Genomic DNA, 24,934 nt, shown 5'->3' with positions numbered 1-24,934 from the left:
GCGGGATGGAGCAGCCCGGTAGCTCGTCAGGCTCATAACCTGAAGGTCGCAGGTTCAAATCCTGCTCCCGCAACCAAAACATACAAGCCGCGGCCAAATGGCCGGCGGCTTTTTTGTCGTCTCAACACACCCCTCCAGGCTGCTGGCCAGGGGAGCGGCCCAGGCGCCGCTTCGATCGCCCCCCTGGCCGGATCCATGAGGAGGTCCTGTGGCGCTCGGGCCGCGGCCTCGTCTTCAGCAGGCACCACGTCGCGGGCATCCTTCGCAGCCATGAGCTGAAGCAGCGGTCTGTCATCTCTCACTGCCCGCAGCACAGCGGCATGGTCGAGCGCTTCGTCGGGACGCACAAGGCCCACAATGAGTGCATCCTCATGGCATCGAGAGCTGACGCCATGCGGCGGTCGTCATCGGCGACTGGATCGTATTCTGCGACAACCGCCGGCCTCACCAAGCGCTTGCCCTGCGCACGCCCGCCGACGCGCTAATATGGAGACGCAATCTGAGCAGTCTCCGCCGGGACGACAGCCATGCCCATTCCAGCGTGTTTGTTTACTCCGCGCCGCTCGAACGCGAGTTCAGGCAAAGCGCTGGCATCCCGCAGGGGGCTGCGTTGCGTATGCTTCTTTGCGCGACCCTGACGCGCGAACACGCGCCGCCGACGCGTCTGCGCGTCCAGTGTGCGGCCTCGGTCATTTGGTGCCATTCGTTCCGAGAAGCGACAACGCCGGTTGATTTCTCGCAAAGACCGTATGTCTTATGCAAAAAGTCCTGTATTTCTCTAGCGCCTCATCTTGGGCTGGTTGCCATGAGCAGCATCCGCGTAAAGCTTTTGCCATCACTGAAGATCTTGGTTGATGGTTCACCGGTCGCGCTTCGCGGCGCCAAGAACCGTGCCTTCATGGTGTTCCTCGCCTTCAAGGCCGGGCGCTCGGTGCAGCGGGAATATTTGGCGCAGCTGCTCTGGCCGGACAGTGAGGCAAAGCGCGCGCGGGCATCGCTGCGGCAGTCGCTTACCCAGTTGCGCAAGGCCCTGGGTGACGAGATGCTGCGGACCACCCCCGAGGCCGTCGAGGTTCCAGACGGGATGCTCGGTACAGATGTCGCGCAGCTGGCGGCGGGTCTGGACGAGGGACTGATCGACCGCGACGGGCTGGCGATGTTGCAGACCCTGCCGGAGCTGTTTTCCGATATCGACAGCGTGGGTGATGAGTTCGGGGATTGGCTCCGCGAGACCCGCACGCGCATCCAGGCGGAAATTCTGACAAGCGTCGAGCGGCTGCTGTCGGCAGCGACGCTCGACACGCAGATGCAGCTGGCGCTCGCACGGGCTGCCGTCGTGCTGGACGATCTCAACGAGGTGGCGATCCGCGCGCAGATCACGGCCTTGGCCGCACTCAACGATCATTCGGCGGCGCTGCGGGTCTACAACCAATTCTACGCAAGGCTCGAGGACGAGCTGGGAGTCGAGCCCTCGCCGGAGACCCAGAGCGTCGCGGTGCGGATCAAATTGATCGAGGCGGCCGATGCCAAATTGGCGCCCGTTGCTGCCAGCCCGGTCGCCATGCCTGCTCCGATGACCTTGGTCGCGGTTCTGCCGTTCCAACAGCTGGGCCCTGCGCCGTTGCCGGACTACGTGATCCTGGGGCTGCTCGAGGTGATCACCTGCAAGATGGCAGGTTTTCCTGCGCCTGCGGTGATCTCGTCGAATAGCACGCGGCACTATCTCGGCGCGGTTCCCTCGACCAGCGAAGTGCGGCGTGACCTCGGGGCGCACTACGTTCTGACCGGGACCATACAGACCCGCGACGGGCTTGCTCTGCTGACCTTGCAGCTCTGCGATTGCATGACCAGCCACGTCCGCTGGGCGGCAACGCGAGAGATTCCCGTGGCGCAGCTTTTCGAAGCGGGGATCGGACTTGCCGAAGATATCGCGCGCACGCTGGAATTGTCGTTGAATGTGGCTGAACTTGAACGGTCCCGCGCGTTGCCCGACGAGCACCTGGAACCGAACCACCTGGTTCTGCAGGCAAAGGACCGGATGTTTCGCCTGGCATTGCCGGAATTTTCCGAGGCCAAGGAGTTGCTGGACCGGGCCCTACGGCGCGGCCCGAATTTCGCACCCGCCCATGCGCTTGCGGCCGAGTGGCACGCGATCAATGTCTGGCAGGGCTGGAGCGACAATCTCGGGCGTTCGCGGATCGCGCTCGAGGAGCATGCGCGAAAGGCGATCTATCTTGCGCCCAACAACGGCAGGGCGATGGCGCAATGGGGCCATCACCTGATTGCGCTCGAACGAGACTTCGATGGTGCGCTGTTGTTGTTCGAGCGCGCCCTGCAAATTTGCCCCAACGATTCCGAGGCGCTCATCTGGACGGTGCCGACGCTGGCGCACAGCGGCCAGGCACAGCGCGCCGTCGAGAATGGCAAGAAGGCGTTCCTGCTTTCGCCCTGCGATCCTTTCGTCTTTCGCAACGAGCACTTCCTGTCGCTGGCGCATTATGCCAGCGGCGAGTTCGGCGAGGCCGCCAGCCTGGGGCTCTCGTGCTTCCGCCGCGCGCCGGCCTATGGCTCGAATCTGCGGGTCACAATCGCATCTCTGGTCGCCGGGGACCGGGTCGGTGAGGCGCGAGAACTCGCAGAGCACCACAATTTGGTGGAGCCGAATTTTTCACTCAAGAAGTTCCGCGCGGCGATGGGATTCCGCGATCCAGGACAGCAGGACACCTACGTCCAAAACTTGCTCTCGGCGGGCGTGACTGCTTAATTAAGTTAACAAATACAATGCTTTGACGTTGTGTTGATCGATGCTTTGTACGCTGCAATCCATTGGACGAAGCGACCGGGCTGATTCTGACAGAGGGGGATTTTCAATGACGGTTTTTCCAAGTGGTCACGGCAATTCACATGGCAATTCGCACGGGAATTCGCACGGCAACTCGCATGGCAACAGTGCCGCGGCGAGTGGACCCGCGTCGGGTCTTGCCGTGCCAATCATGGTGACATTGATCCCACCCGGCGACGTGACACCGATAGAGGCCAGGTACAGTGATCTCGAAATTCATCCTGACCTCTGGGTCTTGCCGCTGGTGCCGCGCGTGGTGACCGCCTTGGATCCCGACGCCTTCGTGTCCCAACTCGACGCCGAGCTTCAGGATATCCTGTGCGAGGGCAATGCCGATGTGAAGCTCGACCTCGAACGCGGCCTGCTCAAGCGCGAGGACGCGGTAAGCCTCTGGGGCGGCGAGATCATCGACCAGTCAGGCAACTTTCAGCACTATTTTCATGCTCTCCTGTCACTGAACTCGCGCGGCCATCCAAACCTGATGCGGCTCATGGCGCTGGTCTACGCAGTGGCGGGCATCGTCGGGATGCAGATCAAGTTCAAGTTCATGCGCGGCAGGCCGGCGCAGGTCTGGCCGGGCCTTTTCCCAATGCTGCCAACGCCGCCTCATCCTTCTTTCCCGAGCAATCATGCCACCCAGTCCACCACGGTGGCCGTGACGCTCTCCGAACTGGCGCAGGAAGCCGAACGCGGCGAATTCGTGCCTTTCCTCACCGCGCTGGCGCATAGGATCGGAGAGAACCGCGAATACGCCGGGCTGCATTTCGCCAGCGATACCAGGGCGGGTGATCGCATCGGCACGGAACTCGCCAAGCGGCTTCTGGCGTTGCCTGAACTCGCAACGTTGCGGGCGGGTGCCCTGGGCGAACTTCGCGGCCTGTCGAGGGGGGAACGAGATGATCCGGCGTAAAAGCACGCGCGGCGGGGCGGCCCCGCCTGCCTGGGGTGTCGAAATGGCGTGCGATGCCTGCCGCGCCGCTTCCGGCCCAAGGCATGAACGCTGCCATGAAGGCCCGCACGGAACGTCCGAGCAGCGCGAGCTTCCGGCGGTTGATCTGGCGTCCGACCTGATCCGGAGCGGACGCTGGGCCGCCCGCGACCAGGGCGCGCGCGGCACCTGCACGGCCTTTGCCGTGGTCGCGGCCGAGGAACTCTGGCGCTATCGCAACCGCGATGCGGCAGAGGCGTCGGCGGACTTCCTGCCTTTGTCAGAGGAGTATCTCTATTCTGCGATCTGGCGGTCGAGCTATGCCGACGTCGGCATCAGCCGCCCCCAGGGAGAGGCAGAGAGGCTCGAAGCAGAGGGCGCGACCTACCTCGCACAGGCCGTCCTCGCGCTCCAGACCTGCGGCCTCTGCCGTGCTGACCTGGTGCCCTACGAGGAGGATCGCGCCGCCAACTTCCGCCACCCACGCTTCGCGGATTGTGTCGAGCAAGAAGCGGGGTCGCGTCGGATTGCGACGGGCGGTCTCGTGCACAACATCGTCGACCTCGAGGAAGGGCCGACCGTGGGGCTCGACAAGATATGGAAGCACGCACGGGGCGACAGGCTGACCTCGCAGGTGCTGCACGAAGCGCTTGCCGCAGGCAGTCCGGTTGTCGCGGCTTTTGCAACGCTCGACCAGATCGGACACGGAACCTGGTTCGGACCGGAAGCCCAGCTCTATGGAAAGGTGATCTACCCTTCGGATCAGTATCTGCGCGGCCTGCGGCCGGACGGAGGGCATACGGTCTGTCTCACGGGCTTTCTTCCCGCGAGCATCCGGGGCGTGCCGCCGTCGGGCGCTTTTCTGCTGCGCAACAGCTTCGGCGAGCTGGATTTCTGCTGGGATGCCGGACGGTGGGGATGCGGGCCGAACCCCGCGTGGCGCGGCTATGGGATGATCTCGGCGGCGGATGTGGATCGCTACTGCTGGGAGTACCTATTCCGCGCTCCGCCGGGCGCGAAGGCGGCCGCCTAGGCCGGGGCGCTGACCACCCCTCTGCGCCGGAGCGGGCGTCTGTGGCCATGCTGGTCCATGGCTCAGGTGGCGCGATGTCGCTCCGCCCTGCGCCGGGACCTGCTCAGGTGGTGTCGCCTTGAGGCGGAAGCGGCAGCGCCGGGTGGGAAAGGGACACCGTGTCGGAGGGCACGCATCCGCGCAGCGCGCCGAGACTTTTCCTGATTTCGGCCGCCGCGCTTTCAACCGCGTGATCGACCAGCTGCTCGGGGCTGTTCAGCAGGCCCTCGATGCGCTCGGCGGCGGTGCCGAGCCGGCTGTCGAGCAGGTCGAGCCGCGCGGTGATCCGCTGCGCCGCTTCGGTGGTCATCTCGGTGCCTCCGGCGCGCAAGGCTTGCAGATCGCTGCGCAGCCCGGACACTTCGGCGGTCACCGTTCCGATTTCGTCGCGCAGCGGGTCAATCGACACGAGGTTTCGGGCAAAGCTGTCGGTGATGTCCTGCACGCGGCTGCTGAGTTGCAATCCAAGAAACAGGCAAAGCGCGACGAGGATCAACGTGGCATTGAGCAATGCCAGCAGCAGGTCCTTGATCGTCTTGCCGAAACGACGCTGGCGCATGGGAAGCCCTCCTCCTGTCTGCCGGGCTTACCCTAGGATCAGATAGAAGGACTGGCAATCGTGCCTGCCGGACAGTCAGAGCTTGTCAGTGCGCGTTTGTCACGCAGCAAAGACCCCGCGCTTTCACGTGGGGTCGGCTCCGGATCGCCGAGGCGGCGTAGCTTGAATAAGGCGGAGGGGACCGCGCCCGGTGCGGGCGCGGTCCCATGAACTTGGCCGATTACGACACGACGTCCATCAGGCGGCCTTTCAGCTGCGCGTCGTTTTCATCGGTGTAGATCAGGGCCCGGATCTTCGAGACTTGCTCAGCAGTCAGCACCGTCAGGTCGGCATCCGGTGCCAGGGTCTCGACGCGCGTGATCTCTGCCGGTGTCAGCGCCGGGGTGATGTCCTCGCCCAGAGCTTCGAGCTGTGCGCGGATGTCATCGTCGGTCGAAGCGCCATTGATGATCGCAAGCGCGTCACCGCGCTGCTCGCCGGTCAGCATCACCACGCGATCGGCCGGCAGATACGCCTCGATCTGTGCCATCTGCTCCTCGGAGAAGGTGCTGGGGGCCGCATCGCGCATCGCGATCGTCTCGATGCCTTGGCGCTTCTGGGTGTCCGAGTCGCCGCTGTTGGCGACGGCCATCGCCTGAATCACCTGGTCGTCGGTCAGCATCGAGACGTCAACGTCGGGGGCGTAGGTGTTGATCAGGTTGGTCTGCTCTTCGGTGGCAGCCATCGCGCCGGTGGCAAGGACCGAGGTGAGGGCAGTCATGGCAAGAAAGCGTTTCATGGATAATCCTCCAGATCTGTGCGTCTAAGGTCTTAACGCGTCGGGCTGTGTGCCTGTCGCTTGTGGCTGCTCAACACGCAGCCAGAGCAGGGCGTTCCTTGAGGCGCAGGGGGAAAAATCCTGTGTGCTCGACGGATGCGTGGTTGCAACGGGGTGCCCGCCCGCCAAACGCGCACGAACGCGGAGTGCCGCCCGGTGTTCCATCACGATCCGGGGCCAGCCGATCAGCAATTCGTTCCAGCTCCGGCACTCGGTGTGAACACGAGGCGGCGCGTCAGGACCAACTCTGCTTGTATCGGTCGGCGGCAGGGCGTATATGACCCGCCAACCGAGGAATTCCCGCAAGGCAGACCTGCATGACCAACCCGCTCCAGTTCATTCAGCAGACGCGGTCCGAGATCGGCAAGATCGCCTGGCCGACCCGTCGCGAAGTGATCCTGACCACGATCACCGTTTTCGTCATGGCAACGCTCACTGCCGTTTTCTTCGCGCTGGTCGATATCCTGATCCGCACCGGCCTTCAGGGTCTGCTCTCCTTCTTCGGCTGAGCCGCGCCGGGTCGCAAGGCCCGCGCAGAATGGGGTTCCGCCCTGGCCCGCCATCGGCGGGCTTCTTCACGACATATCCGCCGCGCGCAGGTGGCACCGGCCACACCCTGCACCGCGACGTGTGGACATTGGGGCGCGGGCCTTGAAATCGCGGCGCAGGGGCGGTAGTGCACAGTCCACTTTCCCAAGGCGGGCGTGCAGCGATTCGGTTGCACGCCGGTTTTCTTTTGGGGCGGGGCGCATCGGCGACCCAAGGCAGCACGCCGAAACGGCGCGCATCTGAACGGACGGCCCCTAGGGGTGGTCAAGGTAACGAAGAGGGGCCAGATGGCGAAGCGGTGGTATTCGGTGAGCGTTCTGTCGAACTTCGAGAAGAAGATCGCGGAACAGATCCGGCAGGCGGTGGCCGAACAGGCGCTTGAGGACCAGATCGACGAAGTTCTCGTGCCGACCGAGGAGGTCATCGAGATCCGCCGCGGCAAGAAGGTCACGACCGAACGCCGTTTCATGCCCGGCTACGTGCTGGTGCACATGGAAATGTCGGACCGGGGGTATCACCTGGTCAACTCGATCAACCGGGTGACCGGTTTCCTTGGCCCGCAGGGCCGCCCAATGCCGATGCGCGACGCCGAAGTTCAGGCGATCCTCGGCCGGGTGCAGGAAGGCGAGGAAGCGCCCCGGACCCTCATCCACTTCGAGGTGGGCGAGAAGGTCAAGGTCAACGACGGCCCGTTCGAGGGCTTCGATGGCATGGTCGAGGGCGTGGATGACGACAACCAGCGCCTGCGCGTGTCGGTGTCGATCTTTGGCCGGGAAACCCCGGTCGAGCTGGAATTCACTCAGGTCTCTAAGCAGGGCTGAGCGACTCGGCGGGGCTTGCCCCGCCTTTCAGGTGGGAGGCGAGGGCAGCGCGCTGTCCGGACCAGACCACACCAAGCACCCCCTTGCGGACGCGTCCGTGAGGATTTGGAAAAAGGAGAGGCCAAATGGCCAAGAAACTCGCTGGCAAGATGAAGCTGCAGATTCCTGCAGGCAAAGCCAACCCGTCGCCGCCCGTCGGCCCCGCGCTGGGTCAGCGCGGCATCAACATCATGGAATTCTGCAAGGCGTTCAACGCCAAGACGCAGGACATGGAAGTTGGCGCCCCTTGCCCGACCGTCATCACCTACTATCAGGACAAGTCCTTCACCATGGACATCAAGACGCCCCCCGCGTCTTACTACCTGAAGAAGGCTGCTGGCCTGAAGCCCGTCGGCAAGCGCAACCGTCCCCGCGGCGCCGAGAAGCCCGGCCGTGAGACCATTGCCACCGTCACCGTCGCTCAGGTCCGTGAGATCGCCGAAGCGAAGATGAAGGACCTGTCGGCAAACGACGTCGAACAGGCAATGCAGATCATCCTTGGCTCGGCCAAGTCCATGGGCATCGAGGTGAAGTAAGATGGCAAAACTCGGAAAACGCACCCGCGCCGCCCGTGAAGCCTTTGCCGGCAAGGAAGAGCTGAGCGTCGAAGACGCGATCGCCCTGATCAAGGCAAACGCATCGGCCAAGTTCGACGAGACCGTCGAAATCGCGATGAACCTCGGCGTCGACCCGCGCCACGCTGACCAGATGGTCCGCGGCGTTGTCGGCCTGCCGAACGGCACCGGCAAGACCGTGCGCGTCGCCGTCTTCGCCCGTGGCGCCAAGGCTGACGAAGCCAAGGAAGCCGGTGCGGACATCGTCGGCGCCGAAGACCTGATGGAAACCATCCAGGGCGGCACCATCGACTTCGACCGCTGCATCGCGACCCCGGACATGATGCCGATCGTCGGCCGTCTGGGCAAAGTGCTCGGCCCGCGCAACCTGATGCCGAACCCCAAGGTCGGCACCGTGACCATGGATGTCGCTCAGGCTGTCAAGGACGCCAAGGGCGGCCAGGTCCAGTTCAAGGTCGAAAAAGCCGGCGTGATCCACGCGGGCGTTGGCAAGGCGTCCTTCGACGATGCCAAGCTGGCCGAGAACGTCCGTGCCTTCGTCGGCGCGGTTTCCAAGGCGCGTCCGTCGGGCGCCAAGGGCACCTACGTGAAGAAGATCTCGCTCAGCTCGACCATGGGCCCGGGCGTGTCGGTGGATGTGACCTCGGCAAACGTCGAGTGATCTGACCCGATCTGATTGCGAAGGCCCCGCCGTTTCCGGCGGGGCCTTTTGCGTTTCAGGGGGCGAACGGCGGTGCGCCTATCGCAGGCGCGCGGCGCCACGCAGCACCAGGAATGTCGCCTTGAAGCACAGCGGTCCGACGACCAGCGACAGGACGAAGGCGATCGGCCAGGCCGTCAGCCAGTGTTGCATCCAGATGGCACCCCAGCCGGGCGCGAAGCCCAGAGGCACGGCAGCGAAAATGCCGGTCATCAGGAATGACATGCTGCCAGAGATGAACAACTGTGCGAGCAAGAGTGCGGGGCGGGAGGGGGTCATGGGTGTCTCCATTGGCGGTTTGCATTGGCAAGGGGCCATGGAGGGCCGAAAAGGTCCTATGCGCTCCACGGTCCCTGGGTGAGCAGGGCGCCGTGGGTTCGCGGAACGACTAGCTCCCGCATGAAGCGGTGGCCGGGCTAACCAACCGGCCTGACGTTTTTCGGCCCGTCCGGAAGTAGGGGCAGGGCCGCGCGCGGTCAAGCGTCGGCGGTGCAAGGGCAGGGGGGGCCTCGGCCACAGATGGCGCATTGCATCTTCGAATCCCGGTGGTACCATGCGCGTCTCCGCAACTCGGGCGCTTCTGCCCTTGGCAAGGGTGGCAAAACCCTTTAAGCGGAGCAGACGAGGGCAGCGTACGATTCGTCGCAGCCCTCGATTTCGTCCGAGACGGTGGGTAGGTGAGCGGTCAGCAGACCGGGTAGCCTTAAATCCTGCCTGAGACGGGAAGAGACATAACGTTCCGGGCCGATGTGTTCCGGTGGCGCGATGTGACGACCCGATCGGACCTTGAGGCCGGGGAGACCCGGCAGAACGAGCCGGAGGGGTCGAATCCCCTCCATAACTTGGAGTGAAACTGTGGATAGAGCCCAGAAAGAGAAAGTGGTCGAGGAACTCGGCCAGATCTTTGAAAGCTCTGGCGTCGTGGTGGTTAGCCGCTACGAGGGTCTCACGGTTGCCGAGATGACGGATCTTCGTGCCCGCGCCCGCGCGGCAGACACGTCGGTTCGCGTCGCCAAGAACAGGCTCGCCAAGATCGCTCTGAAGGGTACCGGCTGCGAGAGCATCGCCGACTACCTCGAGGGCATGACCGTTCTGACCTACTCCGAAGACCCCGTGGCAGCTGCCAAAGTGGTCGAGGACTTCGCCAAGGCAAACTCGAAATTCGAGATCCTCGGCGGTGCAATGGCAGGAACGGCTCTGGACCGGGCCGGTGTCGAGGCCGTGTCGAAAATGCCGTCGCGCGAGGAGCTCATTGCCTCCATCGTCGGCTGCATCGGCGCACCCGCTTCGAACATCGCCGGCGCGATTGGCGCACCTGCATCGAACATCGCATCGATTCTCTCGACCATCGAAGAGAAAGCTGCGTAACGGCACCCACCAGATCTTCGTGGGGTTGAAGACCTGCACGTTGGAACACATCTAGCTAAACGGAATACGTAAAATGGCTGATCTGAAAGCACTTGCTGAGCAAATCGTGAACCTCACGCTGCTCGAGGCACAAGAACTGAAAACCATCCTCAAGGACGAGTACGGCATCGAGCCCGCAGCTGGCGGCGCAGTGATGGTTGCTGGTCCGGCAGCTGGCGGCGACGCAGCAGCTGAGGAAGAAAAAACCGAATTCGACGTGATCCTCAAGTCCGCTGGCGACAAGAAGATCAACGTGATCAAAGAAGTCCGCGCCATCACCGGCCTGGGCCTGAAAGAAGCCAAAGAGCTGGTGGAAGCAGGCGGCAAGGCTGTCAAAGAAGGCGTGTCGAAGGACGAAGCCGAAACGATCAAGAAGCAGCTCGAAGAAGCTGGCGCCGAGATCGAAGTCAAGTAATCGTCCCCCGGGGTCACCCGGTACGATCGCAAATTTGGCTGGATCCGGAGAAATCCGGGTCCAGCCGAACCCGTCTCAGCAAGGCCCTTCCGAAAGGGCTTTTCTAAGGCGAGTTCCAGGATCGGGAGGCTTCTGGTGGGACAGGAGCCAGGAATGGATCGGAACACTGCCGTCTCGGATGGATGTGCCGCTGGTGCCCGACAGCACGCGCGTCCAGTGAGAAGCGAAAGGTGAACAGACCTATGGCGCAAAGCTTTCTTGGCCAGAAACGTCTCCGCAGATATTACGGTAAAATTCGTGAGGTTCTGGAGATGCCGAACCTCATCGAGGTTCAGAAAAGCTCCTACGAACTCTTCCTGAAATCCGGCGACCAGCTGCAGCCCTCCGATGGCGAAGGCATCATGGGCGTCTTCCAGTCGGTCTTCCCGATCAAGGATTTCAACGAGACCGCCGTTCTCGAGTTCGTCAACTACGAACTGGAAAAGCCCAAGTACGACGTCGAAGAGTGCATGCAGCGCGACATGACCTACAGCGCGCCGCTGAAGGTCACCCTGCGCCTCATCGTGTTCGATATCGACGAGGACACCGGCGCAAAGTCGGTCAAGGACATCAAGGAACAGGATGTCTTCATGGGCGACATGCCCCTGATGACCCCGAACGGGACGTTCATCGTGAACGGCACCGAACGCGTGATCGTGTCCCAGATGCACCGCTCGCCGGGCGTCTTCTTCGACCATGACAAAGGCAAGACCCACAGCTCGGGCAAGCTGCTCTTCGCCTGCCGCATCATCCCCTACCGCGGCTCGTGGCTCGACTTCGAATTCGACGCCAAGGACATCGTCTTCGCGCGGATCGACCGCCGCCGGAAGCTTCCGGTCACGACCCTGCTTTACGCACTGGGTCTCGACCAGGAAGCGATCATGGATGCCTACTACGACACCGTGAACTACACGCTGCGTCGTGGCGAAGGCTGGGTGACCAAGTTCTTCCCCGAGCGGGTGCGCGGCACGCGCCCGACCTATGACCTCGTGGATGCGGACACCGGCGAGATCATCGCCGAGGCCACCAAGAAGGTTACGCCGCGCGCGGTGAAGGCCCTGATCGACGAAGGCAAGGTCAAGAACCTGCTGCTGCCGTTCGAGCAGATCGTCGGCAAGTTTGTCTCCAAAGACATCATCAACGAAGAGACCGGCGCGATCTACGTCGAGGCCGGCGACGAGCTGACCTGGGAAGTCGACAAGGACGGTGACGTCACTGGCGGCACGCTGAAGGATCTGGTCGACGCGGGCATCACCGAGATCCCCGTTCTCGACATCGACAACATCACCGTCGGCGCCTACATGCGCAACACGATGGCGCAAGACAAGAACATGGACCGCAACAGCGCGCTCATGGACATCTACCGCGTCATGCGCCCGGGCGAGCCGCCGACCGTCGAAGCGGCGTCGTCGCTGTTCGACACGCTGTTCTTCGATTCCGAGCGCTACGACCTTTCGGCCGTGGGCCGCGTGAAGATGAACATGCGCCTCGCGCTCGACAAGCCGGACACCCAGCGCACGCTGGACCGTGACGACATCGTCAAGTGCATCAAGGCGCTGGTCGAACTGCGCGACGGCCGTGGCGAAGTGGACGACATCGACCACCTCGGCAACCGTCGTGTCCGTTCCGTCGGCGAACTGATGGAAAACCAGTACCGCGTCGGCCTGCTTCGCATGGAGCGCGCGATCAAGGAACGCATGTCGTCGGTCGAGATCGACACCGTCATGCCGCAGGACCTGATCAACGCGAAGCCCGCCGCGGCCGCCGTGCGCGAGTTCTTCGGCTCGTCGCAGCTGTCGCAGTTCATGGACCAGACCAACCCGCTCTCCGAAGTGACGCACAAGCGTCGCCTGTCGGCCCTCGGGCCGGGCGGTCTGACCCGCGAGCGCGCCGGCTTCGAAGTTCGCGACGTGCACCCGACCCACTACGGCCGGATGTGCCCGATCGAGACGCCGGAAGGCCCGAACATCGGTCTGATCAACTCGCTCGCAACCTTCGCCCGCGTCAACAAGTACGGCTTCATCGAAACCCCGTATCGCAAGGTGATCGATGCGAAGGTGACCGACGAAGTCCAGTACATGTCGGCGACCGAGGAAATGCGTCACACCGTGGCCCAGGCCAACGCGACGCTGGACGAGGAAGGCCGTTTCGTGAACGACCTCGTCTCGACCCGCCAGTCCGGTGACTACACGCTCGCGCCGCGCGAAAGCGTCGACCTGATCGACGTGTCGCCGAAGCAGCTGGTCTCGGTCGGTGCCTCGCTCATCCCGTTCCTGGAAAACGACGACGCCAACCGCGCACTGATGGGCGCGAACATGCAGCGTCAGGCCGTGCCCGTCCTGAAATCCGAGGCGCCGCTGGTCGGCACCGGGATCGAAGAGGTCGTGGCGCGTGACTCCGGCGCGGCGATCATGGCCAAGCGCGGCGGCGTCATCGACCAGGTCGATGCGCAGCGTATCGTGATCCGTGCGACCGACGGTCTCGAGCCGGGTGATCCGGGCGTGGACATCTACCGCATGCGCAAGTTCCAGCGCTCGAACCAGAACACCTGCATCAACCAGCGTCCGCTGGTGAAGGTGGGCGATCTGGTCGGCAAGGGCGAAGTGATTGCAGACGGCCCGTCCACCGACATCGGTGAACTGGCGCTCGGCAAGAACATCATCGTCGCCTTCATGCCCTGGAACGGCTACAACTACGAAGACTCGATCCTCATCTCCGAGCGCATCGCGCGTGACGACGTCTACACCTCGATCCACATCGAGGAATTCGAAGTTGCCGCCCGCGACACCAAGCTCGGGCCGGAAGAGATCACTCGCGACATTCCCAACGTCGGCGAGGAAGCCCTGCGCAACCTCGACGAAGCCGGTATCGTGTATATCGGTGCGGACGTGGAGCCGGGCGACATCCTCGTGGGCAAGATCACTCCGAAGGGCGAAAGCCCGATGACGCCGGAAGAGAAACTCCTCCGCGCCATCTTCGGCGAAAAGGCCTCGGACGTGCGCGACACCTCGCTGCGCGTGAAGCCGGGCGACTACGGCACCGTCGTGGAAGTTCGCGTCTTCAACCGTCACGGTGTCGAGAAAGACGAACGTGCGCTGCAGATCGAGCGCGAGGAAGTCGAACGTCTGGCCCGTGACCGGGACGACGAGCTGGCGATCCTCGACCGCAACATCTACGCGCGTCTCAAGGACCTGATCTTCGGCAAGACCGCGGTGAAGGGCCCGAAAGGCGTCCGTCCGAACGCGGTGATCGACGACGAGCTTCTGGAAAGCCTGAGCCGCGGCCAGTGGTGGCAGCTCGCGCTGGCCGAAGAGGCTGACGCACAGATCGTCGAGGCCCTGCACGAGCAGTACGAGGCCCAGAAGCGCGCGCTCGACGCCCGTTTCGAGGACAAGGTCGAGAAGGTTCGCCGTGGCGACGACCTGCCGCCGGGCGTGATGAAGATGGTCAAGGTCTTCGTCGCGGTGAAGCGCAAGCTGCAGCCGGGCGACAAGATGGCCGGTCGTCACGGGAACAAGGGCGTGGTGTCGCGCGTGGTGCCGATCGAGGACATGCCGTTCCTCGCAGACGGTACCCCGGTCGACTTCTGCCTCAACCCGCTGGGCGTGCCGTCGCGTATGAACGTCGGTCAGATCCTCGAGACGCACATGGGCTGGGCCGCACGCGGTCTTGGCATCCAGATCGAGGAAGGCCTGCAGGAATACCGCCGCTCGGGTGACCTGACGCCGGTGCGCGAGGCCATGCGCCACGCCTACGGTGCCGAGGTCTACGCCGAGGGGATCGAGGGCATGAACGAGACGCAGCTCATCGAAGCGGCCTCGAACGTGACCCGCGGTGTTCCGATCGCGACGCCGGTCTTCGACGGCGCCAAGGAAGCCGACGTGAACGACGCGCTGACGCGTGCAGGCATCGCCCAGTCCGGCCAGTCCGTGCTGTTCGATGGCCGCACCGGCGACCAGTTCGCGCGTGAGGTGACGGTGGGCGTGAAGTACATGCTCAAGCTGCACCACCTTGTCGACGACAAGATCCACGCACGTTCGACCGGCCCGTACTCGCTCGTTACCCAGCAGCCGCTGGGTGGTAAGGCGCAGTTCGGTGGCCAGCGTTTCGGGGAGATGGAGGTCTGGGCTCTGGAAGCCTATGGCGCCGCCTACACCCTGCAGGAAATGCTGACCGTGAAGTCGGACGACGTGGCGGGCCGGACCAAGGTCTACGAAAGCATCGTCAAGGGCGAGGACAACTACGAAGCGGGCGTTCCCGAGAGCTTCAACGTGCTCGTGAAGGAAGTCCGCGGCCTCGGCCTGAACATGGAACTCCTGGACGCGGAGGACGAGGAATAACGGCCCATCCGGCCACCGCGCGGGGCGCAAGTCCCGCGCGGCTCCTCTCTCCAAGCCCTGTCATTTAGGAAGACGACATGAACCAGGAACTGACGAACAACCCGTTCAATCCGCTGACCCCGCCCAAGGTCTTCGACGAGATCAAAGTGTCGCTGGCATCGCCCGAGCGGATCCTCTCGTGGTCCTACGGCGAGATCAAGAAGCCCGAGACGATCAACTACCGCACGTTCAAGCCCGAGCGTGACGGTCTGTTCTGCGCGCGCATCTTCGGCCCGATCAAGGACTACGAGTGCCTGTGCGGCAAGTACAAGCGCATGAAGTACCGCGGCGTCGTCTGCGAAAAGTGCGGCGTTGAAGTTACCCTTCAGAAAGTGCGCCGCGAGCGCATGGGCCACATCGAGCTCGCAGCCCCCTGCGCGCACATCTGGTTCCTGAAGTCGCTGCCCTCGCGCATCGGCCTCATGCTGGACATGACGCTGCGTGACCTCGAGCGCGTGCTGTACTTCGAGAACTACGTGGTGATCGAGCCCGGCCTGACCGACCTGACCTACGGCCAGATGCTGACCGAGGACGAGTTCCTCGACGCGCAGGACCAGTACGGCGCAGACGCGTTCAGCGCCAACATCGGTGCCGAGGCCATCCGCGAGATGCTCGCCGCCATCGACCTCGAAGCCGAGGCCGAGCAGCTGCGTGCGGACCTCAAGGAAGCCACCGGCGAGCTGAAGCCCAAGAAGATCATCAAGCGCCTCAAGGTCGTGGAATCCTTCCTCGAGTCGGGCAACCGCCCCGAGTGGATGATCCTCACCGTGATCCCGGTCATCCCGCCCGAACTGCGCCCGCTGGTGCCGCTCGACGGTGGCCGTTTCGCGACCTCGGATCTGAACGATCTGTACCGCCGCGTGATCAACCGGAACAACCGCCTGAAGCGCCTGATCGAGCTGCGCGCTCCGGACATCATCGTCCGGAACGAAAAGCGGATGCTTCAGGAAGCCGTTGACGCCCTGTTCGACAACGGCCGCCGTGGCCGCGTCATCACCGGCGCCAACAAGCGTCCGCTGAAGTCGCTGTCCGACATGCTGAAAGGCAAGCAGGGCCGCTTCCGTCAGAACCTTCTGGGTAAGCGCGTCGACTTCTCCGGCCGTTCGGTCATCGTGACCGGTCCGGAACTCAAGCTGCACCAGTGCGGCCTGCCGAAGAAGATGGCGCTCGAGCTCTTCAAGCCCTTCATCTACTCGCGCCTGGAGGCCAAGGGCCTGTCCAGCACCGTGAAGCAGGCGAAGAAGCTGGTGGAAAAAGAGCGTCCGGAAGTCTGGGACATCCTCGACGAGGTGATCCGCGAGCACCCGGTTCTGCTGAACCGCGCGCCGACGCTGCACCGTCTGGGCATCCAGGCGTTCGAACCCCAGCTGATCGAAGGTAAGGCCATCCAGCTGCACCCGCTCGTCTGCTCGGCGTTCAACGCCGACTTCGACGGTGACCAGATGGCCGTTCACGTGCCGCTGTCGCTCGAAGCGCAGCTCGAGGCGCGCGTCCTGATGATGTCCACGAACAACGTGCTGTCGCCCGCAAACGGCAGCCCGATCATCGTGCCGTCGCAGGATATGATCCTCGGCCTCTACTACACGACCATCATGCGTGAAGGCATGAAGGGCGAGGGGATGAAGTTCTCCAACATCGAAGAGGTCGAGCACGCCCTGACGGCTGGCGAAGTGCACCTGCACGCCAAGATCGAATGCCGCGTGAAGCAGATCGACGAAGAGGGCAACGAAGTCGTCAAGCGTTACGAGACGACTCCGGGCCGCGTGCGCCTCGGCGCGCTGCTGCCGATGAACGCCAAGGCTCCGTTCGACCTGGTCAACACGCTGCTGCGTAAGAAAGACGTTCAGAAGGTCATCGACACCGTCTACCGCTACTGCGGCCAGAAAGAGTCGGTCATCTTCTGCGACCAGATCATGGGCATGGGCTTCAAGGAAGCCTTCCGCGCCGGCATCTCCTTCGGCAAGGACGACATGGTCATCCCCGACAACAAGTGGGAGCTGGTCGAAGAGACGCGCGATCAGGTGAAGGACTTCGAGCAGCAGTACCTCGACGGCCTGATCACCCAGGGCGAGAAGTACAACAAGGTGGTGGACGCCTGGTCGAAGTGTAACGACAAGGTCACCGACGCCATGATGAACACCATCTCGGCGAACAAGCGCGCCGAGGACGGGTCGGAAATGGAGCCGAACTCGGTCTACATGATGGCCCACTCCGGTGCGCGTGGCTCGGTCACCCAGATGAAGCAGCTGGGCGGGATGCGCGGCCTGATGGCGAAGCCGAACGGCGACATCATCGAGACCCCGATCATCTCGAACTTCAAGGAAGGCCTGACGGTTCTCGAGTACTTCAACTCGACCCACGGTGCCCGTAAGGGTCTGTCGGATACCGCTCTGAAAACGGCGAACTCGGGTTACCTGACCCGCCGTCTGGTGGACGTGGCGCAGGACTGCATCGTGCGGGCGCACGACTGCGGCACCGACCGCGCGATCACCGCGGAAGCGGCTGTCAACGACGGCGAAGTCGTTGCATCTCTGGCAGAGCGTATCCTGGGCCGTGTGGCTGCGGACGATATCCCGCATCCCGTCACCGGCGAAGTCCTGGTCCGCGCCGGCCAGCTCATCGACGAGCGCATGGCCGACACGATCGACGAGGCGGCCGTGCAGTCCACGCGCATCCGCTCGCCGCTGACCTGTGAAGCCGAAGAGGGCGTCTGCGCCATGTGCTACGGCCGCGACCTCGCACGCGGCACGATGGTCAACACCGGTGAAGCTGTCGGCATCATCGCCGCGCAGTCGATCGGTGAACCCGGCACGCAGCTGACGATGCGGACCTTCCACATCGGCGGCGTTGCCCAGGGTGGCCAGCAGTCGTTCCAGGAAGCCTCGCAGGAGGGCCTGATCGAGTTCGAGAACACCTCGACGCTCGAGAACTCCATCGGCGAAACGCTCGTCATGGGCCGCAACATGAAGCTGCGGATTATGGGCGAGGACGGCAAGGAACGTGCGAGCCACAAGCTCGGCTACGGCACCAAGCTGTTCGTCAAGGAAGGCCAGCAGGTCAAGCGGGGCGACAAGCTGTTCGAGTGGGACCCGTACACCCTGCCGATCCTCGCGGAAGCGGATGGTATCGCGAAACACGTCGACCTCTCCGCAGGTGTGGCTGTCCGCGACGAGACCGACGAAGCGACCGGCATGACCCAGAAGATCGTGATCGACTGGCGTGCGGCACCGAAGGGCAACGAGCTCAAGCCCGAGATCATCCTGATGGATGCCGACGGCGAGCCCGTGCGCAACGCGGCCGGCAACCCGCTGACCTACCCGATGTCGGTGGACGCCATCCTGTCCTGTGAAGAAGGTCAGGAAATCAAGGCCGGTGACGTTTTGGCGCGCATCCCGCGCGAGGGCGCGAAGACGAAGGACATCACCGGCGGTCTGCCGCGTGTGGCCGAACTCTTCGAGGCGCGTCGTCCGAAGGACCACGCCATCATCGCCGAGATCGACGGCTACGTGCGCTTCGGCAAGGACTACAAGAACAAGCGCCGCATCACGATCGAGCCGGTCGACGACACGCTCGAGCCCAAGGAATACATGATCCCCAAGGGCAAGCACATTCCGGTGGTCGAGGGCGATTACGTCCAGAAGGGCGACTATATCATGGACGGCAACCCGGCGCCGCATGACATCCTGGCCATCATGGGTGTCGAGGCTCTGGCGAACTACATGATCGACGAAGTCCAGGACGTCTATCGACTGCAGGGCGTGAAGATCAACGACAAGCACGTCGAGGTCATCGTCCGTCAGATGCTGCAGAAGTGGGAAATCCACGACTCCGGCGACACCACGCTGCTCAAGGGCGAGCACGTGGACAAGGCGGAGTTCGACGCGGCCAACGAGAAGATCGAGAAGAAGGGCGGCCGTCCGGCCACCGGCGAACCGATCCTTCTCGGGATCACCAAGGCGTCGCTGCAGACCCGCTCGTTCATCTCGGCGGCCTCCTTCCAGGAGACCACCCGCGTGCTCACCGAGGCTTCGGTGCAGGGCAAGAAGGACAAGCTGGTCGGCCTCAAGGAGAACGTCATCGTGGGCCGCCTGATCCCGGCGGGCACCGGTGGCGCGACCCAGCGGGTACGTCGCATCGCGACCGAGCGCGACAACAAGGTGATCGAAGTGCGCCGCGAGGAGGCCGAACAGGCCGCACTCCTGGCCGCTCCCGACACCTCGTCGAGCGACGTGATCGGCGGCGACGAGTTCGACACGCTGGTCGTGGACACACCGGAAAGCCGCGAGTAATCGCAGCCGCCTTTCGGCGAGCAAGCTTTGGGCCCCCGCACTCCGGTGCGGGGGCCCTTTTCCTTTGATGCGCGGGGGAGGGGGCTCCGCCCCCGCCCTTCGGGCTCCCCCGGCGTATTTGCAAAGAGAAGAAGACGCGCCGAGAAAAGCGGTTGCGTTTTCAGGATGGTCGCGGCGCGGGCGCAGTGCTAGCGATCTGGCCATGACCCAGCCCAAGACGCGCTTGTCCGAAAATGCCCGCGGCATGCTCCTGATGATCGGGAACATGGCCGCCTTCACCTTCAGCGATGCCTGCGTAAAGGCCATCGGCGCCGCGCTGCCGTTATCGCAGATCCTGGTGCTGCGTGGGCTGGTCGCAAGCCTGTTCATCGCTTGGCTGGCGTTGCGTCTGGGCGCTTTCCGGCACCGGCCGGCACCGCGCGATGCGGCGCTCATGCTGCTGCGGGGCACCGCCGAATGCGCCTCGGCCTATCTCTTCCTGACGGCGCTGCGCAACATGCCGCTCGCCAATGCCACGGCATTGCTCCAGATGGTGCCGCTGACCGTGACGCTCGGCAGCGCGGTGTTCTTTGGTGAGCCGGTTGGCTGGCGGCGCTGGCTGGCGATCGCGGGCGGCTTCTGCGGGATGCTGCTGATCGTGCGGCCGGGGACCGAGGGGTTCAACGCCTTCTCCGTCTACGCGTTGCTGGCGGTGGCTGCGGTCACCCTGCGCGACCTCACCACCCGCCGCCTGTCCGCGGCACTTCCGAGCATGCAGGTCACCTTGTCGTCTTCCGTGCTGGTCATGCTGTTCGCGGCGGCGTCGTCGCTGTCAGAGGACTGGCAACCGCTCGACGCGCGGCTCTTGGCACTGATGCTCGGCACCTCTGTGCTGATCGTGGCGGGGTATACGTTCAGCGTCATGGTGATGCGCATCGGCGAGGTCGGCTTCATCGCACCTTTCCGCTACACCGGGCTCATCTGGGCGCTGTTGCTCGGACTCGTCGTCTGGGGGGAACTGCCGCAGCCGACGACGTTGCTTGGCGCGGCGGTGATTGTCGCAATGGGCAGCTTCACGCTCTGGCGCGAGCGCCAGCTGCGCCGGGCAGGGGCGCGGGTTCAGGCGACGCCGGCGGCCGCGAAGACCCGGCGGACGTGATCGGCGTCTACGGCGAAGAGGCGCTTCATTTCGGCCTCGCCCTCTGATCCGAGCCTCGGCAGATCGACCGGTTGCACGTGTTTCTTCTGGCGCGAGTCGTTGTGGTCGTTGTGGCCGCGCAGGTACATCGGCCGGTCGGTGAAGCTGAGCGTCGGCATGAACTGGATCAGCTTGTTGTGGCCGAAGTTCATGATGCTCTGGCGCGCGCCCGGCGCCACCGCCACCGCCTGAGCGACACCCCAGAAGGGTGTCATGCAGGGCTCGGCGCGGAGCCCCTCGGCATCGGGCCGGACAACATAGCCGCGGTTCCAGTCGAGCGCGACCAGCCGGTGCCGGGCACGCAGGGCCGAGATGTCGAGCGCAGCGGCACGCAGCTCCTCGATGAAGGTCACCGCAACAGCGTCGTCGTCATCATGGCGGAACTGGAGGCAGGGCTGTACCATGTCGCGGGCGGCGTTGAACACCTCCTGGCAGACCTGCCGATGCGGTCCCGGCGGGCGGCTGACGATGCGCGCCTGCGGGAAGTCCGCGAGCAGGTCGCGCAGGCGCGCGAGGTAGGGCAGGGGCATCGCCTCGCCAACGAGTACGAGGAAGGTGAAATCGGGATCGGTCTGGGCCTTCAGTCCGGGCAGGCAGATGCACTCGAAATGCCGCAGCCGTTCCTCCATCCGCGCCGGCGCATAGAGGTAGGCGACGCGCGCCGCGAGCGTGTCGTGTTCGACCTGGAAGCCCCCCTCGGCTGGGTAGGAAAACCGGCACAAGCCTATGATCTGCATGGGGCGCATCCTGCTTGAAACGTCCCGCTCATGCTTGGCATTCTGCTCCGTGCCTGGCAAGGCGCGGGTGCTGCCGGACCGCGGCGGGGGACGGGGTCCGACTGGCGGGCGGGGCTTGTTGACAAGGCGTGCGACTCCCCCTATACGCGCCTCAATCCGGCGGAGGCCTAAGTGCGCCCGCCGCATTCAACAGAACTACAGTGGTCAAGATCGGCGTCCCTGGCCCCGATCCTCTGGAGACCCGCCGCAACGTTACCCGTGCCCGGGGACGTATGCGGTTTTTGCGTCGTTTTGGGGTTACGGCCCTGTGGTCCTCGGATCTTCGGCGCATCACCGGTGACCCGCGGACGCGTGGGGCGCCTTTTCGATTGAACCGCATGGGGGGCTCCCCCTTGCACCACATATGTGAGAATTACGGGGAACTACCCATATGCCCACGATCCAACAGCTGATCCGCAAACCGCGGCAGCCGAAAGTTAAGCGCTCGAAGTCGCAGCACCTCGAGCAGTGCCCGCAGAAGCGCGGCGTCTGCACCCGCGTCTACACCACCACGCCGAAGAAGCCGAACTCGGCAATGCGTAAGGTGGCCAAGGTGCGTCTGACCAACGGCTACGAAGTCATCTCCTACATCCCGGGTGAATCGCACAACCTGCAGGAGCACTCGGTTGTGCTCATCCGCGGCGGCCGTGTGAAAGACCTTCCGGGTGTCCGTTACCACATCCTGCGCGGTGTTCTGGATACCCAGGGCGTCAAAGACCGTAAGCAGCGTCGCTCGAAGTACGGCGCGAAGCGTCCGAAATAAGAGGATACATAAATGTCTCGTCGTCACGCCGCTGAAAAACGCGAAGTCCTGCCCGACGCCAAGTATGGCGACCGGGTTCTGACCAAATTCATGAACAACCTGATGATCGACGGCAAGAAGTCGGTCGCAGAGCGCATCGTCTACAATGCCCTCGACCGCGTCGAGAGCAAGGTGAAGCGCGCGCCGGTGGAAGTGTTCCACGAAGCGCTCGACAACATCAAACCGGCCGTCGAAGTTCGTTCGCGCCGTGTTGGTGGTGCCACCTACCAGGTTCCGGTCGAAGTGCGCCCCGAGCGCCGTGAGGCCCTTGCCATCCGCTGGCTGATCGCAGCCTCGCGCGCCCGCAACGAGCACACCATGGAAGAGCGCCTTGCAGGCGAACTCCTGGATGCCGTGCAATCCCGTGGCTCCGCTGTTAAGAAGCGCGAAGACACCCACAAGATGGCCGACGCGAACAAAGCGTTCAGCCACTACCGCTGGTAATCTCCGGAAAGGCAGACCACCATGGCACGCGAATATCCCCTCCAGCGTTACCGTAACTTCGGGATCATGGCCCACATCGACGCGGGCAAGACCACGACCACGGAACGCATCCTGTACTACACGGGCCGCTCGCACAAAATCGGCGAGGTCCACGACGGCGCCGCCACCATGGACTGGATGGAGCAGGAGCAGGAGCGTGGTATCACCATCACCTCCGCTGCAACCACCACGTTCTGGCAGTGGCAGGAAGACCCGACCGAAGAAGGCACTTCGGACACCAAGTTCCGCTACAACATCATCGACACCCCCGGCCACGTGGACTTCACCATCGAAGTCGAACGTTCGCTGGCCGTGCTCGACGGTGCGATCTGCCTCCTCGACGGCAACGCCGGCGTGGAACCCCAGACCGAGACCGTGTGGCGTCAGGCTGACCGCTACAAGGTGCCGCGCATCGTGTTCGTCAACAAGATGGACAAGATCGGCGCCGACTTCTTCAACTGCGTGAAGATGATCAAGGACCGCACGGGCGCAACACCGGTCCCCGTCAACTTCCCGATCGGTGCGGAAGACCAGCTGGAAGGCATCGTCGACCTGGTGACCATGGAAGAGTGGGTCTGGCAAGGTGAAGACCTCGGCGCATCCTGGGTGCGTCGCCCGATCCGCGACGACCTGAAGGACCTGGCCGACGAGTGGCGCGCCACCCTCATCGAGAATGCCGTTGAGCAGGACGATGCAGCGATGGAAGCGTACCTCGAAGGCGAAGAGCCCGACGTTCCGACCCTGCGCAACCTGATCCGCAAGGGCACGCTGTCGCTGTCCTTCGTTCCGGTTCTGGGTGGTTCGGCGTTCAAGAACAAGGGCGTGCAGCCCCTGCTCAACGCCGTGGTCGACTTCCTGCCGGGTCCCCTCGACGTTCCTGCCTACACGGGCTTCGCGCCGGATGACGAGACCGAAACCCGGAACATCGAGCGCCATGCGTCGGACGAAGAGCCCTTCTCGGGCCTCGCGTTCAAGATCATGAACGACCCCTTCGTGGGCTCGCTCACCTTCACCCGTATCTACTCCGGTACGATGAAGAAGGGCGATTCGATCATGAACTCGACCAAGGGCAAGAAAGAGCGCATCGGTCGTATGATGATGATGCACTCGAACAACCGGGAAGAGATCGAAGAAGCCTTCGCAGGCGACATCATCGCGCTGGCGGGCCTCAAAGAGACCACCACCGGTGACACCCTCTGCGACGCTCAGAAGCAAGTGGTTCTCGAAACCATGACCTTCCCCGAGCCGGTGATCGAGATCGCGGTCGAGCCGAAGACGAAGAACGACCAGGAGAAGATGTCCCAGGGTCTGGCCCGTCTGGCCGCAGAAGACCCCTCCTTCCGCGTCGAGACCGACATCGAGTCCGGTCAGACCATCATGAAGGGCATGGGCGAACTTCACCTCGACATTCTCGTCGACCGCCTGAAGCGCGAGTTCAAGGTCGAGGCGAACATCGGTGCCCCGCAGGTGGCCTATCGCGAGACCATCGGTCACGAGATCGAGCACACCTACACCCACAAGAAACAGTCGGGTGGTTCGGGTCAGTTCGCGGAGGTCAAGCTGGTCATCAGCCCGACACAGCCGGGCGAAGGCTACTCGTTCGAGAGCAAGATCGTCGGCGGTGCGGTTCCGAAGGAATACATCCCGGGTGTCGAAAAAGGCATCAAGTCGGTCATGGACTCCGGTCCGCTGGCAGGCTTCCCGGTGATCGACTTCAAGGTCGCGCTGCTGGACGGCAAGTTCCACGACGTCGACTCGTCGGTTCTGGCGTTCGAGATCGCATCGCGGATGTGCATGCGTGAGGGTCTGCGTAAAGCAGGCGCGAAGCTGCTCGAGCCGATGATGAAGGTCGAGGTCGTCACGCCGGAAGAGTACACCGGTTCGATCATCGGTGACCTCACCTCCCGCCGTGGCCAGGTGTCCGGTCAGGAATCGCGCGGCAACGCCGTTGCGGTTCAGGCCTTCGTGCCGCTGGCCAACATGTTCGGCTACATCAACAACCTGCGCTCGATGTCCTCGGGCCGTGCGCAGTTCACGATGCAGTTCGACCACTACGATCCGGTTCCGCAGAACATCTCGGACGAGATCCAGGCGAAATACGCATAAGCAGCGGTGCGGGGCTCGGCCCCGCACCCTACCCAAGTAGGGTGCGTGAACACACGCACCGCCACCGACCAAGGAGGCCATCATGGCAAAGGAAAAGTTTGAGCGCGGCAAGCCGCACTGCAACATCGGCACGATCGGTCACGTTGACCACGGCAAGAC

The 24,934-nt window shown here is 63.7% G+C and carries 19 protein-coding genes and 1 pseudogene; 16 read left to right on the top strand and 4 right to left on the bottom strand.

Annotated elements, in window-relative coordinates:
* Positions 1 to 805: 805 nt before the first annotated feature.
* The 3 genes from IQ782_RS27770 (at position 806) to IQ782_RS27760 (ending at position 4,803) form a co-directional block, all read left to right on the top strand.
* Complete coding sequence (locus tag IQ782_RS27770) at positions 806 to 2,764, top strand: AfsR/SARP family transcriptional regulator (protein ID WP_194137925.1); 1,959 nt, start codon at positions 806 to 808, stop codon at positions 2,762 to 2,764.
* Positions 2,765 to 2,870: 106 nt separating this feature from the next.
* Positions 2,871 to 3,752, top strand: a complete 882-nt coding sequence (locus IQ782_RS27765; RefSeq protein ID WP_194137924.1) for a phosphatase PAP2 family protein — start codon at positions 2,871 to 2,873, stop codon at positions 3,750 to 3,752.
* Positions 3,697 to 4,803, top strand: coding sequence for a C1 family peptidase (locus IQ782_RS27760; protein WP_194137923.1), 1,107 nt, complete (start codon positions 3,697 to 3,699; stop codon positions 4,801 to 4,803). Before IQ782_RS27765 ends, IQ782_RS27760 begins: the two co-directional genes overlap by 56 nt.
* A 103-nt stretch (positions 4,804 to 4,906) precedes the next feature.
* On the opposite strand, the gene IQ782_RS27755 is transcribed toward IQ782_RS27760, so the two are convergent.
* Together IQ782_RS27755 and IQ782_RS27750 are read right to left on the bottom strand one after the other, a co-directional pair.
* On the bottom strand, positions 4,907 to 5,401 hold the full coding sequence (locus IQ782_RS27755) for a hypothetical protein (protein ID WP_194137922.1): 495 nt from the start codon (positions 5,399 to 5,401) through the stop codon (positions 4,907 to 4,909).
* A gap of 220 nt (positions 5,402 to 5,621) precedes the next feature.
* On the bottom strand, positions 5,622 to 6,179 hold the full coding sequence (locus IQ782_RS27750; RefSeq protein ID WP_194137921.1) for a hypothetical protein: 558 nt from the start codon (positions 6,177 to 6,179) through the stop codon (positions 5,622 to 5,624).
* 356 nt (positions 6,180 to 6,535) lie between these two features.
* Between IQ782_RS27750 and secE the strand changes: the two genes are divergently transcribed.
* The 4 genes from secE to rplA all read left to right on the top strand — a co-directional run bounded on the left by secE (position 6,536) and on the right by rplA (position 8,863).
* Positions 6,536 to 6,727, top strand: coding sequence for a preprotein translocase subunit SecE (secE, locus tag IQ782_RS27745; protein WP_194137920.1), 192 nt, complete (start codon positions 6,536 to 6,538; stop codon positions 6,725 to 6,727).
* A 327-nt stretch (positions 6,728 to 7,054) separates the two neighbouring features.
* Complete coding sequence (gene nusG, locus IQ782_RS27740) at positions 7,055 to 7,588, top strand: transcription termination/antitermination protein NusG (RefSeq protein ID WP_194137919.1); 534 nt, start codon at positions 7,055 to 7,057, stop codon at positions 7,586 to 7,588.
* A gap of 125 nt (positions 7,589 to 7,713) precedes the next feature.
* Complete coding sequence (gene rplK / locus IQ782_RS27735) at positions 7,714 to 8,163, top strand: 50S ribosomal protein L11 (RefSeq protein ID WP_095880753.1); 450 nt, start codon at positions 7,714 to 7,716, stop codon at positions 8,161 to 8,163.
* A 1-nt stretch (position 8,164) separates the two neighbouring features.
* Positions 8,165 to 8,863 (top strand): 50S ribosomal protein L1, encoded by a 699-nt coding sequence (gene rplA / locus IQ782_RS27730; RefSeq protein WP_194137918.1) that lies wholly within the window; start codon positions 8,165 to 8,167, stop codon positions 8,861 to 8,863.
* A 78-nt stretch (positions 8,864 to 8,941) separates the two neighbouring features.
* Here the strand turns inward: rplA and IQ782_RS27725 are convergent, their stop codons facing one another.
* A complete protein-coding gene (locus tag IQ782_RS27725; RefSeq protein WP_240989637.1) occupies positions 8,942 to 9,181 on the bottom strand; it encodes a DUF2798 domain-containing protein in 240 nt (79 codons plus the stop codon).
* A gap of 576 nt (positions 9,182 to 9,757) precedes the next feature.
* Between IQ782_RS27725 and rplJ the strand changes: the two genes are divergently transcribed.
* The 5 genes from rplJ (at position 9,758) to IQ782_RS27700 (ending at position 20,569) form a co-directional block, all read left to right on the top strand.
* Positions 9,758 to 10,270 carry a 50S ribosomal protein L10 gene (gene rplJ, locus IQ782_RS27720; protein ID WP_095880750.1) on the top strand — a complete coding sequence of 171 codons (513 nt, stop codon included), beginning with the start codon at positions 9,758 to 9,760 and terminating at the stop codon, positions 10,268 to 10,270.
* 73 nt (positions 10,271 to 10,343) lie between these two features.
* Positions 10,344 to 10,724, top strand: coding sequence for a 50S ribosomal protein L7/L12 (rplL, locus tag IQ782_RS27715; RefSeq protein WP_194137916.1), 381 nt, complete (start codon positions 10,344 to 10,346; stop codon positions 10,722 to 10,724).
* 242 nt (positions 10,725 to 10,966) lie between these two features.
* Positions 10,967 to 15,103 carry a DNA-directed RNA polymerase subunit beta gene (rpoB, locus tag IQ782_RS27710; protein ID WP_194137926.1) on the top strand — a complete coding sequence of 1,379 codons (4,137 nt, stop codon included), beginning with the start codon at positions 10,967 to 10,969 and terminating at the stop codon, positions 15,101 to 15,103.
* Between the two features lie 77 nt (positions 15,104 to 15,180).
* Positions 15,181 to 19,431 carry a DNA-directed RNA polymerase subunit beta' gene (gene rpoC, locus IQ782_RS27705; RefSeq protein WP_194137915.1) on the top strand — a complete coding sequence of 1,417 codons (4,251 nt, stop codon included), beginning with the start codon at positions 15,181 to 15,183 and terminating at the stop codon, positions 19,429 to 19,431.
* 202 nt (positions 19,432 to 19,633) lie between these two features.
* On the top strand, positions 19,634 to 20,569 hold the full coding sequence (locus IQ782_RS27700; protein ID WP_194137914.1) for a DMT family transporter: 936 nt from the start codon (positions 19,634 to 19,636) through the stop codon (positions 20,567 to 20,569).
* Here the strand turns inward: IQ782_RS27700 and IQ782_RS27695 are convergent.
* The gene (locus tag IQ782_RS27695; RefSeq protein ID WP_194137913.1) at positions 20,530 to 21,345 is read right to left on the bottom strand and encodes a putative rhamnosyl transferase; all 816 of its coding nucleotides are present in this window, start codon (positions 21,343 to 21,345) and stop codon (positions 20,530 to 20,532) included. The genes IQ782_RS27700 and IQ782_RS27695 overlap by 40 nt on opposite strands.
* Before the next feature lie 430 nt (positions 21,346 to 21,775).
* On the opposite strand from IQ782_RS27695, the gene rpsL reads away from it, so the two are divergent.
* The 4 genes and pseudogenes from rpsL to IQ782_RS27675 form a co-directional block, all read left to right on the top strand.
* Complete coding sequence (gene rpsL, locus IQ782_RS27690) at positions 21,776 to 22,147, top strand: 30S ribosomal protein S12 (RefSeq protein WP_005862801.1); 372 nt, start codon at positions 21,776 to 21,778, stop codon at positions 22,145 to 22,147.
* A 12-nt stretch (positions 22,148 to 22,159) separates the two neighbouring features.
* Positions 22,160 to 22,630, top strand: a complete 471-nt coding sequence (rpsG, locus tag IQ782_RS27685; protein WP_095880744.1) for a 30S ribosomal protein S7 — start codon at positions 22,160 to 22,162, stop codon at positions 22,628 to 22,630.
* A 21-nt stretch (positions 22,631 to 22,651) separates the two neighbouring features.
* On the top strand, positions 22,652 to 24,775 hold the full coding sequence (gene fusA, locus IQ782_RS27680) for an elongation factor G (protein WP_194137912.1): 2,124 nt from the start codon (positions 22,652 to 22,654) through the stop codon (positions 24,773 to 24,775).
* Between the two features lie 82 nt (positions 24,776 to 24,857).
* Positions 24,858 to 24,934, top strand: a pseudogene (locus tag IQ782_RS27675) (GTP-binding protein); the annotation flags it as partial.

The organism is Salipiger mangrovisoli, assembly GCF_015223355.1.
GTDB lineage: Bacteria > Pseudomonadota > Alphaproteobacteria > Rhodobacterales > Rhodobacteraceae > Salipiger > Salipiger mangrovisoli.
The sequence above is the reverse complement of the archived record's forward strand: the minus strand, read 5'-3'. Positions and strand labels throughout refer to the sequence as shown.

What these genes read in the sequence shown, in the direction of transcription:
- IQ782_RS27750 (WP_194137921.1), bottom strand. Translation starts at nt 6,179, where the DNA reads ATGAAACGCTTTCTTGCCATGACTGCCCTCACCTCGGTCCTTGCCACC.
- rplA (WP_194137918.1), top strand. Translation starts at nt 8,165, where the DNA reads ATGGCAAAACTCGGAAAACGCACCCGCGCCGCCCGTGAAGCCTTTGCC.
- nusG (WP_194137919.1), top strand. Translation starts at nt 7,055, where the DNA reads ATGGCGAAGCGGTGGTATTCGGTGAGCGTTCTGTCGAACTTCGAGAAG.
- rpsL (WP_005862801.1), top strand. Translation starts at nt 21,776, where the DNA reads ATGCCCACGATCCAACAGCTGATCCGCAAACCGCGGCAGCCGAAAGTT.
- IQ782_RS27695 (WP_194137913.1), bottom strand. Translation starts at nt 21,345, where the DNA reads ATGCAGATCATAGGCTTGTGCCGGTTTTCCTACCCAGCCGAGGGGGGC.
- IQ782_RS27770 (WP_194137925.1), top strand. Translation starts at nt 806, where the DNA reads ATGAGCAGCATCCGCGTAAAGCTTTTGCCATCACTGAAGATCTTGGTT.
- IQ782_RS27725 (WP_240989637.1), bottom strand. Translation starts at nt 9,181, where the DNA reads ATGACCCCCTCCCGCCCCGCACTCTTGCTCGCACAGTTGTTCATCTCT.
- secE (WP_194137920.1), top strand. Translation starts at nt 6,536, where the DNA reads ATGACCAACCCGCTCCAGTTCATTCAGCAGACGCGGTCCGAGATCGGC.
- rplL (WP_194137916.1), top strand. Translation starts at nt 10,344, where the DNA reads ATGGCTGATCTGAAAGCACTTGCTGAGCAAATCGTGAACCTCACGCTG.
- IQ782_RS27755 (WP_194137922.1), bottom strand. Translation starts at nt 5,401, where the DNA reads ATGCGCCAGCGTCGTTTCGGCAAGACGATCAAGGACCTGCTGCTGGCA.
- rpoC (WP_194137915.1), top strand. Translation starts at nt 15,181, where the DNA reads ATGAACCAGGAACTGACGAACAACCCGTTCAATCCGCTGACCCCGCCC.
- fusA (WP_194137912.1), top strand. Translation starts at nt 22,652, where the DNA reads ATGGCACGCGAATATCCCCTCCAGCGTTACCGTAACTTCGGGATCATG.
- rpoB (WP_194137926.1), top strand. Translation starts at nt 10,967, where the DNA reads ATGGCGCAAAGCTTTCTTGGCCAGAAACGTCTCCGCAGATATTACGGT.
- rpsG (WP_095880744.1), top strand. Translation starts at nt 22,160, where the DNA reads ATGTCTCGTCGTCACGCCGCTGAAAAACGCGAAGTCCTGCCCGACGCC.
- IQ782_RS27700 (WP_194137914.1), top strand. Translation starts at nt 19,634, where the DNA reads ATGACCCAGCCCAAGACGCGCTTGTCCGAAAATGCCCGCGGCATGCTC.
- rplK (WP_095880753.1), top strand. Translation starts at nt 7,714, where the DNA reads ATGGCCAAGAAACTCGCTGGCAAGATGAAGCTGCAGATTCCTGCAGGC.
- IQ782_RS27765 (WP_194137924.1), top strand. Translation starts at nt 2,871, where the DNA reads ATGACGGTTTTTCCAAGTGGTCACGGCAATTCACATGGCAATTCGCAC.